8 protein-coding genes and 4 pseudogenes are annotated in these 11768 nt (G+C 31.8%); 3 read left to right on the forward strand and 9 right to left on the reverse strand.

Going from position 1 to position 11768, the window contains the following annotated elements; genetic code table 11:
- Window positions 1–66: 66 nt before the first annotated feature.
- The 7 genes and pseudogenes from ELQ06_RS06340 to cdtA form a co-directional block, all read right to left on the reverse strand.
- Window positions 67–723, reverse strand: a complete 657-nt coding sequence (locus tag ELQ06_RS06340) for a lactate utilization protein C (protein ID WP_002857772.1) — start codon at window positions 721–723, stop codon at window positions 67–69.
- Entirely contained in the window at window positions 716–2155 is a 1440-nt protein-coding gene (locus ELQ06_RS06345) for a LutB/LldF family L-lactate oxidation iron-sulfur protein (protein ID WP_052797984.1), read from the reverse strand. Before ELQ06_RS06345 ends, ELQ06_RS06340 begins: the two co-directional genes overlap by 8 nt.
- Window positions 2152–2892 (reverse strand): (Fe-S)-binding protein, encoded by a 741-nt coding sequence (locus ELQ06_RS06350; RefSeq protein WP_002860572.1) that lies wholly within the window; start codon window positions 2890–2892, stop codon window positions 2152–2154. Before ELQ06_RS06350 ends, ELQ06_RS06345 begins: the two co-directional genes overlap by 4 nt.
- Before the next feature lie 123 nt (window positions 2893–3015).
- Window positions 3016–4698 carry an L-lactate permease gene (locus ELQ06_RS06355; protein ID WP_052797983.1) on the reverse strand — a complete coding sequence of 561 codons (1683 nt, stop codon included), beginning with the start codon at window positions 4696–4698 and terminating at the stop codon, window positions 3016–3018.
- 159 nt (window positions 4699–4857) lie between these two features.
- Window positions 4858–5397: pseudogene (locus ELQ06_RS06360) on the reverse strand (cytolethal distending toxin subunit A/C).
- Between the two features lie 55 nt (window positions 5398–5452).
- Window positions 5453–6208 (reverse strand): annotated as a pseudogene (locus tag ELQ06_RS06365) (cytolethal distending toxin subunit B family protein); the annotation flags it as partial.
- A pseudogene (cdtA, locus tag ELQ06_RS06370) lies at window positions 6205–7009 on the reverse strand (cytolethal distending toxin subunit Cj-CdtA). The pseudogenes ELQ06_RS06365 and cdtA, both read right to left, overlap by 4 nt.
- A 112-nt stretch (window positions 7010–7121) precedes the next feature.
- Between cdtA and ELQ06_RS06375 the strand changes: the two are divergent.
- Genes ELQ06_RS06375 through cydB form a run of 3 tightly spaced genes read left to right on the forward strand, consistent with a single transcriptional unit; the run spans window position 7122 to window position 10042 of the window.
- A complete protein-coding gene (locus tag ELQ06_RS06375) occupies window positions 7122–7355 on the forward strand; it encodes a DUF4492 domain-containing protein (RefSeq protein WP_002851632.1) in 234 nt (77 codons plus the stop codon).
- Window positions 7356–8918, forward strand: a complete 1563-nt coding sequence (locus ELQ06_RS06380; RefSeq protein WP_002859765.1) for a cytochrome ubiquinol oxidase subunit I — start codon at window positions 7356–7358, stop codon at window positions 8916–8918.
- On the forward strand, window positions 8918–10042 hold the full coding sequence (gene cydB / locus ELQ06_RS06385; protein ID WP_052797982.1) for a cytochrome d ubiquinol oxidase subunit II: 1125 nt from the start codon (window positions 8918–8920) through the stop codon (window positions 10040–10042). The genes ELQ06_RS06380 and cydB overlap by 1 nt, the downstream gene beginning before the upstream one ends.
- Window positions 10043–10235: 193 nt before the next feature.
- On the opposite strand, the pseudogene ELQ06_RS06390 reads toward cydB, so the two are convergent.
- Window positions 10236–10930 (reverse strand): annotated as a pseudogene (locus tag ELQ06_RS06390) (aspartate/glutamate racemase family protein).
- Between the two features lie 119 nt (window positions 10931–11049).
- Window positions 11050–11745, reverse strand: coding sequence for a uracil-DNA glycosylase (gene ung / locus ELQ06_RS06395; RefSeq protein ID WP_052797980.1), 696 nt, complete (start codon window positions 11743–11745; stop codon window positions 11050–11052).
- Between the last annotated feature and the right edge of the window lie 23 nt (window positions 11746–11768).

Genomic DNA, 11768 nt, shown 5'->3' on the forward strand with positions numbered 1-11768 from the left:
TTATATAATATAAAAAATATATATAATTAATATTAAAAATTAAGACTTACTGATTCTAGTATAGAATCAGTAAATAATAATATGTGCAATTTGTGGCCCATGAACACCAAAAACAGTGATAAGTTCTATATCTGCTGTTCTTGAAGGCCCTGCTATAAATAAGATATTAGTAGGTAAAATTTCATTTTCTTTTTTTACTAAATTTAAAGCTTCGCTAAGACTTTTAACAACATTTTCTTTTTTAAGCAATACTATGCAAAGTTTAGGTGCAAGGCTTAGCATTCTAGGTTGGGTTTTACTTGAAGGTATAAGTGCAACTCCGTGAGAGCTTACCCCTGCTCTTGCGTGAATGATGGAAAAATCACTATGAAAAACTTCAGATCTTAAATTTTCGATTTCTTTATCAAAGCAAATCTTTTTTTCTGCTTTGATTTGTTCTAAATTTAAATTTAAATCCGCTCCATAAATCATACTTTTAAAGCCATATTTTGCGACAATTTCATTGATTTTTTCTTCTAAGGTATCTTTTGTAGCATTTTCAACGATGTATTTGTTATCGCTCATTTTTTGCTTCATTTCTGTAAGCATATCTTGGGTTGTCTGGATATGTTCTACAGGATCTATACTTTCAATGCGTGTGAAAGTTGTTTCTTTGTAAGCTTTTTTAAGATGTTCTAAAATATTTGCTTTGCTTTTGCTTGAAATTTCATCGATTTTACTCATAGCTTACTCCTTCTAGTTTTTGCACTTCTTTATAAAGATCCATTTTAATTTGAGGTAATTCTTTAAAAGCGTACCATTTTTTAATCACAGGCAAAATGCTTGCGAAATTTTGTACCGTCCAGTTGAAATAATGTACTTTTGAAAGTGAAAAACGCCATTTATCGCCATTGGTTGCGATATTTTTAAATTGTTTAAAAGTAAAGGCTTCTAGGGCATTGTGATGAACATTATTTGCTCCTAAAGGTGGATTTTTACCTTGTCCTATTTTATCACATCTTAATTTGCGAATAAGATCAGCCAAAGGAATTTGCACTGGACAAACTTCAGAACAACGCCCACAAAGTGAACAGAAATTCAAAATATCTCCTGTATGATCTATACCAAAAATATTAGGACTGATTACTTCTCCTATAGGTCCTGGATAAGTGGTTTGATAAGCATGTCCGCCGATTTGATCATAAACAGGGCAAAAATTCATACAAGCCCCGCATCGAATACAACGCAAAGCCTCATAATAATCCTCATGAGCTAACATTTTAGAGCGATTGTGATCAAATAAAATCACATGTACTTCTTTAGGACCATCTAAATCTCCATTTTTTCTAGGGCCTGTAATGATATTGTTATAAGTTGGTATAAACTGTCCTGTGGCTGAAGGAGTAAGTAAAGAAACCATAGTAGCCGCATCTTCAAAGCTTTCCATGACTTTTTCTATACCACAAAGTGCGATATGAATATCAGGTGCTGTAGTGCACATTCTACCATTTCCTTCATTTTCTATAAGCCAAAAAGCTCCTTCTCTTGACATGGCAAAATTGACCCCACTAAGTCCAAGTTTTAAGCCTTCAAAATCTTTTCTTAAATATTCTCTAGCCACCGCATTTAAACTTTCGGGTTCATCGTTTTCTAAATTTGCTCCTAATTTTTCTTTGAAAATTTCTCCGATTTCATGGCGGTTTCTATGTATGGCAGGTACAACTATATGTAAAGGGGGTTCTTCATTAAGCTGTAAAATAAGCTCTCCAAGATCGGTTTCTATAGCTTTTAAACCTTTTTTTTCTAGGTAGTGATTTAGGCCTATTTCTTCACTTGCCATAGACTTGCCTTTTAAAAGCTTGGTGATATTTTTTTCTTTCATGATTTCATAGACGATTTCACAGGCATCTTCATCACTACTTGCCCAATGCACCTTAATGCCATTTTTTGTAGCATTTTTTTCAAATTCTAAAAGTCTTTCTTCTAAGCTCATTAAGGCATTATTTTTAGCTTGCTTAGCTTTAGCTCTTAAGCCCTGCCAGTCTTTAAATCTAGCATCAATAACATTGAGTCTATTTTTTTGCAAAGTATGCATGGCAGTCATTAAATTTTCTTGCATTTGTTTGTCATTGAGTTTAATTTGAACGATTTGTTCGTGAGGAATTTTTTGACTCATAGTCTCTCTCCTTCTAAGCGTTTAAGTAAAAAGTCATATAAATGTATGCCTTTTATATCCAAACCCATTCTTTTCATTGTGCCATCTATATTTAAAAGACAACCTCCATCACCACTGATGAGATATTTTGCACCGCTATTTTGTATATCTTTGATTTTGCTTCTTACCATAGCATTTGAAATTTCAGGCTCTTTTACTGAAAAGGTTCCTCCAAAACCACAGCATTCTTCTTCGTATTGAAGTTCTACTAATTCTACGTTTTTTAGTTTTTTGATAAGATTTTTACTCGCTTGTATGCTTTTTTGCACTCTTAAAGCATGGCAATTAGAATGCCAAGTTACTTTTATAGGTGCACCTTTATCTTCATAATCTACTTTTAAAACTTCATCAAGGTATTGTGAAAGTTCTATCACTCTAGAGCTAAAAGTTTTTATTTTGGAAAATTCAGGTCTGTTTTTAAAAAGCTCTTTATAGTCATGACTCATCATACCCGCACAAGAACCACTGGGTACAACGATGGGATAATCTTTATCAAATAAATCTACATTATATAAAGCGATCTCACGACTTTCATCGAAATAACCTGAGTTAAAAGAAGGTTGGGCGCAACAGGTTTGATTTTTTTTGAAAATCACTTCAATACCCTCACGCCTTAAAAGTTTTATCGCATTTAAAACGCTTTGTTGCATAGCAGCGCTTCCTAAGCATGTGGCGTAAAAATACACTTTTTTCATCATTTTTCTCCTTTTAGGATAATTTAGGATAAATATTCTAATCCTGTAAAAATAAAAGCAAAGTAAAATTTCTAACAAATATTCTAAAAACGAATATTTGTTGAAATAAAACTTAAATTTTTTTAATTATTTCACTATAACTTCAGGGATGATTCCTTGTAAGAAAAAAGCTATAATGCAAGTCCAAATTCCTATTAAAATAATAAAAGCTACAGAATATTTTAATGTGAATTTGAAAAGATCAGATTCTTTTCCCACAAGTCCAACCGCTGCACAAGCTATAGCAATGCTTTGTGGACTGATCATCTTTCCAACAACCCCACCTACTGAATTAGCTGCTAAAAATAAAGCTTCACTAATACCTAGTTTTTGAGCGCTTACTTGTTGCAAGGTTCCAAAAAGTAAATTAGCACTTGTATCAGAGCCTGTTAAAAATACCCCTATCCAGCCAATGATTGGTGAAAAGAAAGAAAAAGCATCACCTGTGTGTGCAAAAGCAAGTCCTAAAGTAGTGCTCATACCACTATTTTTAGAGATAAAAGCAAAGGCCACAACCAAACCTATGGTGATACAAGGTATAGCCATTTCTTTTAAGGTAACCCAAAAGCATTCTGCAGCATCTTCGGCTTTGATTTTTAAAATAGCTATAGTTAGAAAAGCGGCAAGTAAAATCGCTGTTCCTGCTTGAGCTACGGTTTTTCCATTGATTAAATCTACACCCAAGGCCAAAGATAAAGGCTTAGCTTCTCCTATGCCTGTGATAGAAGGGCTTAAAATTCCAGTTGTGATATTGCTAAATTGTAAAGTAATACTTGTATAGCTTAAAATTCCGTCCTTGTCAAAGAGGGCTTTAAACCAAGGTTGTGTCCAAATGATAATACAAACAATGAGTAAAATAAAAGGTGACCAAGCTTTTAAAATTTGATTAAAACTTAAGGTGTTATCTTGAGTGAAATTGCTTTCATTGTCAAATCTAAAAATATTTTTTGGTTTCCAAAATTTCAAAAATACAGTCGTAACTGCTAAAGAAACCACAGCTGAAATAATATCAGGTAATTCCGCTCCTAGGTGATTTGAGCTTAAAAATTGAGTAGTTGTAAAACTTAGCGCCGCAACTAAAATAGCTGGAAAAGTTTCTTTAATACCTTTAAATCCATCCATTAAAAAAACTATGAAAAAAGGTATAGTAAGGCTTAAAGGAACTAGCATTCTACCTACCATGGCAGAAACTGAATGTTGTTCTATGCCAACAAGATTTGCCATAGCAATGATAGGAATCCCCACCGCACCAAAAGCAACAGGAGCGGTATTTGCGATAAGACAAAGCCCTGCAGCTTGCAAAGGACGCAAGCCAAGTCCTACTAAAAGTGCAGCAGTTATAGCCACAGGGCCACCAAAACCTATAGCACCCTCTAAAAATGAACCAAAACAAAAACCTATTAAAATCACTTGAATTCTATGATCTGGGGTAATACTCATCACACTTTTTTTAATGATTTCAAAAGAACCTGATTTGATAGAAAGTTTGTAAAGAAAGATTGCCGCGATGATAATCCAAGCTATAGGCCACATACCATTTGTAAAACCTTGAATAAAACTTGCACCCACTAAATTCCAAGGCATTTTATAGGCAAATAAAGCTATCAAAGTAGCAAGTATAACAGTTAAAAAACCTGCTTGATAGCCTTTAAGTTTTAAAACAACCAAACAAACTAAAAAACATAGTATAGGTAAAAATGCCACTAAAGCACTTACCCAAATGTTTGAAAAAGGGTCATAAACTTGTTGCCATGTTAAAATTTGTTCCAATTTTTCCTCCTTGATAATTATTATGTATAAATTTATTGTAACAAAAAATTAAATTAAAATAAAAGAATTATAGAGTAAGGTAAATTACATTGTATTATTATTAATTATTTTGTGTATTTTAGTAATATCATAAATATTAAATCAATATAAAAATAGAACTTATTCTAAAGGGGTAGCAGCTGTTAAAGATGGGGTTATAATCATTAGTTTATTTACTTCAGCAAAAAATTAGAATCTAAGGTGCAAGGGGCTATTCCAAAGCGTTTTTGTATAGGAATATTTGGATTAAAAAAAGTTACTATACATTCATCAGATTCCAAAACTAAAGAACGAATTTGCACAGCTGAAGTTGTTGTTGGTATTATAAAAATACAGTTTCTAATTTACTATCTTTTAGATCATCTTGACAAGATTTTGCTCCAAAGGTTCCATCTTCTAAGATAGTCAAACAAAGATCGTTTTCCTTTGGATTTGTAAATTACACATAACCAAAAGGAAGTTCATTAGCTAATTTATCTTTTTGTTTTAACTCATTGCTTAAAACAATTTCTTTAATATTCCAAATTTTGATCAATAGGATCTTTTGAGGTATCCCTAAAGGCACTAAAAATTCCCGTTTTCGAGCTTCTTTATAGAAACCATTTCGGTAAAATCTTTCAAATTTCCAGCAAGAGTTGCAAAGGCTAAAGTTATAAACATAAAAAAACAAAGTAATAATTTTTTTCATATTAAATGTCCTAAAATTTACTAAAAATGATCTTAAACTTGCAAGCATTAAAATCGCAGCTAAAAGCGGTGGAGTATAGGTTTGTTGTCTGTTTGAATTTCCTGCTAATTGCATAATCAAGAGTTCTTCCGCTTGTTTGAGTTGCGCTAGTGGGAAAAACCACTCTAATTCTATTTGCTAATTCTCTATCCGCTGTACTTGTTATAGTAGAAGGATCACGGTTAAAATCCTCTGCTATCATCTAGTTAACTTGAGACATATTTGCAAAATGTGTATCTACGGCTGTGATAATTGCTCCTACATCTGTTCCTCCATTAGCTAAAGCATGGATATTGAAAAAAGCATCATTTCCATTGCGAATTCCTATAATGGGTCTTGAAACTGTAGTAGGCGGAGGTAAAACAAATCACTTCTTCAGCCTGCATTCTTGAAACTATAGCTAAATTTACACGATTAGCTCCTATATCAACGCGAGAATAATAAATAAAAACCCTATCAGGCCTTGAAAGAGTTCCTAAATTCCACTCATATTCATCAATAGGTGTTCCACCTTGTTGCACATGGCGTCCTGTTGGAGTGGCTGTTCTTGGTAAAGTTCCTGCTTCTTGTATCATTAAGATATCTAAGGGGTTTGCTCCACTTACAAGTTGTCTTACGCTAACACTCCATTCGCTTTTTGTGGCTGCGGATGAGCCTTGCAAATTCCAAAGTGCCAACATTAAAATTTTCTAAATTTGCAAAAGTAAGGTTAAAAGATAAAAATAAACATATAATTTTTTTCATCGTACCTCTCCTTGGCGATATAAAGGTTTTGCGGTAAAAGGCGGAGTAGTTAAAAACCATTGTTGATCAAAATTATCTTTTTTTGCACACTCTACGGTAAAAATTTTAAAAACCTTGTGAAAATCACCATAAAGATTTGTAATAGGTGCTTGTATGCATTTTCCATTTCCTAAATTTTTAATTTGAACCGCTGTATTGCTCATAGGGATAAGTTTCCACATTTGTGCGTGATTGCTTGCATCGCAAGGATAATGGACAATTCCATTACCATAAGCATTAAGACAAGTATTGGTTTTGGCATTTTTAATCATTGCAAAATCGTTAGGATAAAGCAAAAGTTGCCAAACTCTAGCATCGCCAAATCCTTTACTATCGATTAAAGTATAGCCCCAAATCCAATTTCCTTGTGCTAAAGCCCAAACCGTTAAAGCTGCTCCGCTAGGGCCTAAAATGGTTAAAAAATCAGAAACCGCAGGGCGATTTTCAAAAATTAAAACATCATTAAAAGCTTCGTCTTTAAAGCGAGGATTGATCCCATTTACTGCATTATTGTTGGCACTATTGCTTGTTCTAGTTAAAGGTGGGGTAATAGGAGTAATAGGTATTAAATCAGCACCGCTAATTAAACTTGGAATTTCTTGATTGGTAGGAAAAGTAGGTTCAAGTCCTAGTTTTAAAGGATCAGTATCTTCAAATTCTCCAAATGAACGCCCCAAAGGATTTACATTTTAATTTAGAAGAACATGCATAAAGAAAAAAAGTCATAAAACAACATAAAATAAAAACTATAATTTTTTGCATTAAAAACCTTGATATGTATTTAAATTTTTAAGAAAATAATAACATAAATTTCATTATAATTTTCCGCTTTTTAAAAATGTTTTATTTTGTTGTTTTTAAAGGTAGAATTTACATGTATCTTAAACACTTATATTTTAGCATCTCTCAAATTTTTAATTTTTACAAAGAAGGTTTTAAAAATTTAACTCTTGGAAAGACCCTTTGGAAAATTATTTTTATCAAACTTTTTGTTATGTTTGTGATTTTAAAACTTTTTGTTTTTGATGTAAATTTTAATTCTATTTTTAAAAGCGACAAAGAAAAAAGCACTTTTGTACTCAAAAATCTTACACTCGAAGGAAAATAAATGAACGAACTTAGTAGCGTTGATTGGTCAAGAGCGCAGTTTGCTTTAACTGCACTTTATCATTTTTTGTTTGTGCCTTTAACCTTAGGCTTGTCTTTTATGATCGCTATCATGGAAACCATCTATGTAAAAACTAAAAATGAAAGATGGAAAAAAATCACCAAATTTTGGCTTTCATTATTTGCTATAAATTTTGCTATCGGTGTAGCTACAGGCATTATAATGGAATTTGAATTTGGAACAAACTGGGCAAATTATAGCTGGTTTGTGGGTGATATTTTTGGTGCACCTTTGGCGGTTGAAGGTATTATGGCATTTTTTTTAGAGGCTACTTTTTTTGCAGTTATGTTTTTTGGCTGGGATAAAGTAAGCAAGGGTTTTCACTTACTTTCAACTTGGTGTGTGGCTATAGGAAGTAATCTTTCTGCTTTTTGGATTTTAGTGGCAAATGGTTGGATGCAATATCCTGTAGGAATGAGCTTTAACCCTGACACAGCAAGAAATGAAATGCAAAGCTTTTTTGAAGTAGCACTTTCTCCTGTAGCTATTTCAAAATTTTTACATACCATAGGCAGTGGTTATGTGATTTCAGCTTTATTTGTAATGGGAATTTCAGCTTGGTTTATGTTAAAAGGACGCCATATTATCGAGGCTAAAAAAAGCTTAGTTGTAGGAGCTAGTTTTGGTTTGGTTTGTTCAATCTTTTTGTTTTTCAGCGGAGATGAAAGCGCTTACCGTGTAACTCAAACTCAACCTATGAAACTTGCAGCTATGGAAGGGGTTTATCAAGGTGAACATCGTGCAGGACTTGTACCTTTTGGAATTTTAAATCCTAAAAAAACCATAGATAATAACGAAAGTGTGTTTTTATTTGACATTACTATACCTTACGCTCTTTCTATATTAGGAAACCGTGATCCAAATTCTTTTGTTCCAGGAATTGAAGATTTGATCTATGGAAATGAAAGCAAAGGTATAGAACCTATGCAAAATCGTATCGATAGAGGAAAAATCGCTATACAAGCTCTAAAAGACTATAAACTTGCTAAAGAAAACAATGATACAATAGCTATGGCAAATCACAAATCCATTTTAGAAACTCATTTTAAAGATTTTGGTTATGGATATTTAGAAAAACCAAGCGATACTATTCCACCTGTGGCTTTAACTTTTTATAGCTTTCATATCATGGTTGCTTTAGGAAGTTTTTTCTTTTTACTTTTCATCGTTACGCTTTATCTTACCATGGCAAATGATATTGAGAAATTTAGAAAAGTACTTTGGGTGTGTTTGTTATCCATTCCATTGGGTTATATTGCCGCTGAAGCAGGTTGGATTGTTGCTGAAGTAGGCAGACAACCTTGGGCAATTCAAGACTTGCTTCCTGTACATATCGCAGCAACACAACTTGGAAAAGTCAATGTTCAAATTTCATTTTGGATTTTTGCAGTACTTTTTACAGCCTTATTGATTGCAGAAGTTAAAATCATGCTTACTCAGATTAAAAAAGGTTTTGACGCACATGCAGGACATACTCCACTTATGGGCAAAGGAGAAAAATAATGTTTTTTGGTTTAGAATTTGAAGGTTTGCAAATTTATTGGTGGTTGATTTTAAGTTTGCTCGGCGGACTTTTGGTTTTTATGTTTTTTGTCCAAGGCGGACAGACTTTAATCGATGAGCTTAGCAAGGATGAGCTTGAAAAAACCATGCTAGTCAATTCTTTAGGGCGTAAATGGGAGCTTGGTTTTACAACTCTCGTACTTTTTGGTGGAGCAGCTTTTGCGGCTTTTCCACTTTTTTATAGTACAAGTTTTGGCGGTGCTTATTGGGCTTGGCTTTGTATTTTATTTTGTTTTATCTTGCAAGCTGTAGCTTATGAATATCGCAAAAAAGAAAATAATGTTTATGGCTCTAAAACCTATGAAATTTTTCTTAAAATCAATGGCTATTTAGGTGTGTTTTTAATCGGAGTTGCGGTAAGTAGCTTTTTTAGCGGCTCTGAATTTATCTTAAATGAGCATAATTTTGTTTCTTGGCAAAATCCTTTGCATGGCTTAGAACTTTTACTTAATCCTTTTAATTATCTCTTAGGCTTAGCTTTAGTATTTTTAGCAAGGCTTTTAGGTGCAGCGTATTTTATGAACAATATCAATGATGAGAATATCAAAATAAGAGCTATGAAAAAACTCATGGTCAATAGCATTTTATTTTTACCTTTTTTCTTAGGTTTTTTAGTGTGGATTTTCTTAAAAGATGGTTTTAGTGTAGATGCAAATGGAGTTGTAAGCATGAGTGCGAATTTGTATTTATATAATTTCTTAAATCAAATGATTTTTGCTGTTTTGCTTGTTGTTGGTGTGATTTTAGTGCTTTTAGGTATGGTTCAAGGAGCAAAAGGTTGCTCTAAAGCTATTTTTACCCTAGGACTTGGAACGGTTTTAACAGTTTTTGCTTTATTATCAAGCATTGGTTTAGGTCAAAGTGCTTTTTACCCATCTTTAAGTGATTTACAAAGTTCTTTAACTTTAAAAAATGCAAGTTCAAGCTATTATACTCTAAGCGTCATGGCTTATGTGTCTTTACTTGTACCTTTTGTTTTAGCTTATATTATCTATGTTTGGAATGCAATGGATAAAGTAAAAATCACACGCGAAGAAATCGCAAACGATGATCACGCGTATTAAGGAGAAAAAATGTTACATGCTTTGTTTTTATTGGCTTGGCCTTTAGTAATTTATCTGAGCTATAAATTTATAATGCTAAATATCAATCAATTAGAAAAAGATAGCAAACTATAAAGCAAGATAAGATTTAAACCGATATAAGTATAAATCTTTTCAAAATATTGCAATTTGCCCATTTTTGGGCATCTTTTAATTATAAATCTTTTAAAGCTTCATTAGCAGCATCAAGGGCGTGAATAAGACTTATATCAAAAATTTTGATATTTGTATCATTTTTGGATATTAATAAACCAATTTCAGTGCAAGCTAAAAGCACTCCATTTGCTCCTTTTTTTTGTAGTTTTTTATAATATTTAAATATTTTTCTTTAGATTCTTGTTTAATTTCACCCTTGCAAAGCTCATTAAAAATAATATCATTAACGATTTTTATATCTTCATCACTAGGAGTAATAACGCTAATATTTTCTTCAATCAGTACTTTTTTATAAAAATCCTGAGTCATTGTGTATTTAGTACCCAATAAACCAATTTTTTGTATGTTTTCTTGTTTTAAAGCCTTAGCAGAACTTTTTGCAATATGTAAAATAGGGATATTTATATTTTGTTGAATTTCATCAAAAACCTTATGCATAGTATTAGTTGCAATTATTATAAAATTAGCCCCTGCAAGTTCTAATTTTTTAGCACATTGAGTCAAAATTTGTGCAGCTTCTTGCCATTTATCTTGGCTTTGTAAATTTTCTATTTCTTCAAAATTAACACTATAAAGTAAAATTTTTGCAGAATTTAAAGATTTTAATTTATCATTTATAGCTTGATTTATTGTTTTATAATAAGTAATAGTGCTTTCAAAACTCATTCCGCCTATAATACCAATGGTTTTCATTTTTCTCCTTAAGAATTAATTTTTGAGTTATTTTATTACAATATATTTCATAGAAATATGATTTATTTTTAAATAAATAAATATATTTTAATATTTTTATTAAAATTTAAAATAATTTTTTAAACTATTTTCCAATCTATAGGAATTTTACCAACTTTTTTTAAAAATTCATTAGCCTTTGAAAAATGCTTACAACCTAAAAATCCTGTTCTAGCTAAAGGGCTTGGGTGGGCTGCTTTTAAAATCAAATGCTTAGTATTATCAATCAAAATCTCCTTGCTTTTTGCGTAATTTCCCCAAAGCATAAAAACAAGCCCTGATTTTTCATTACTTAATTTATGTATTACAGCATCACTAAATTCTTGCCAACCCCACGAACTATGGCTAGCTGCTTTATTTGCTTCAACGCTAAGAATAGAATTTAAGAGTAAAACTCCTTGTTTTGCCCAAGAGCTTAAATCTCCACTTTTTGCTGGAGTGATGTTTAAATCATTTTGTAATTCTTTAAAAATATTATTAAGACTTGGCGGGATTTTTACATTTTTTGGAACCGAAAAACTAAGCCCCATTGCTTGATTTGGTTGATGATAAGGATCTTGTCCTAGGATAATGATTTTAATTTCTTTTAGAGGACATAAATTAAAAGCATTAAAGATTAAATTCGCAGGCGGATAAATAATTATGTTTTGATTAATCGCATTTAGGTATTGTTTTTTGATTTCTAGAAAGTATTTTTTTTGAAATTCGTCTCTTAAAAATTCTTTCCAGTCATCATTTATTTTAATCTTATCTATGTTTATTGTAATTTTTTCCATATTTTTCTTAAAATTATTAAAAT

It is taken from the genome of Campylobacter sp. CH246 (assembly GCF_004378835.1).
In the GTDB taxonomy this organism is placed as follows: Bacteria; Campylobacterota; Campylobacteria; order Campylobacterales; family Campylobacteraceae; genus Campylobacter_D; species Campylobacter_D jejuni.

Coding starts and splice junctions, on each gene's coding strand:
- ELQ06_RS06345 (WP_052797984.1), bottom strand. CDS start 2,155: ATGAGTCAAAAAATTCCTCACGAACAAATCGTTCAAATTAAACTCAAT.
- ELQ06_RS06380 (WP_002859765.1), top strand. CDS start 7,356: ATGAACGAACTTAGTAGCGTTGATTGGTCAAGAGCGCAGTTTGCTTTA.
- ELQ06_RS06340 (WP_002857772.1), bottom strand. CDS start 723: ATGAGTAAAATCGATGAAATTTCAAGCAAAAGCAAAGCAAATATTTTA.
- ELQ06_RS06350 (WP_002860572.1), bottom strand. CDS start 2,892: ATGATGAAAAAAGTGTATTTTTACGCCACATGCTTAGGAAGCGCTGCT.
- ELQ06_RS06375 (WP_002851632.1), top strand. CDS start 7,122: ATGTATCTTAAACACTTATATTTTAGCATCTCTCAAATTTTTAATTTT.
- ung (WP_052797980.1), bottom strand. CDS start 11,745: ATGGAAAAAATTACAATAAACATAGATAAGATTAAAATAAATGATGAC.
- cydB (WP_052797982.1), top strand. CDS start 8,918: ATGTTTTTTGGTTTAGAATTTGAAGGTTTGCAAATTTATTGGTGGTTG.